General features: G+C 51.2%; 1 pseudogene. It reads right to left on the bottom strand.

The annotated features are described in order from the left end of the window. Positions 1–369: pseudogene (locus GS601_RS23455) on the bottom strand (YegS/Rv2252/BmrU family lipid kinase); the annotation flags it as partial.

Below are 369 nucleotides of genomic sequence, written 5' to 3'. Positions count from 1 at the left end.
AGGTAACCAATATCATCCCGATTGGCAGCCTGTCCCGTCAGAGCAGATTGGAGGAGATGATAAGAGGCTGCGATCGCACTCACCTTATTTTCTGGAGCCACAATAGTCAGATCGAGCAACCCATCGTCCACCACGATCCCCGCCGGCCCATGGGCCAGGATAGAAGTAGCGGGAGCCGCATTGGCAATCGTAATGGCTGCTGCCGTAACGTTGATGACCTGATCATCGGTTTCAATTTCAGCTTCAAAACTAGAGAGGCTTTGAAGTTGACTGAATCCAGAGAAGATATAAGCCAACATACCGAAGCGATTTTTGGCCTCACGATTGGCATTCTTGACCGTTTCGGCCTCAAACCCAATCCCAGCCAGC

The organism is Myxacorys almedinensis A, from assembly GCF_010091945.1.
Lineage (GTDB): Bacteria > Cyanobacteriota > Cyanobacteriia > Leptolyngbyales > Leptolyngbyaceae > Myxacorys > Myxacorys almedinensis.
The sequence above is the reverse complement of the archived record's forward strand: the minus strand, read 5'-3'. Positions and strand labels throughout refer to the sequence as shown.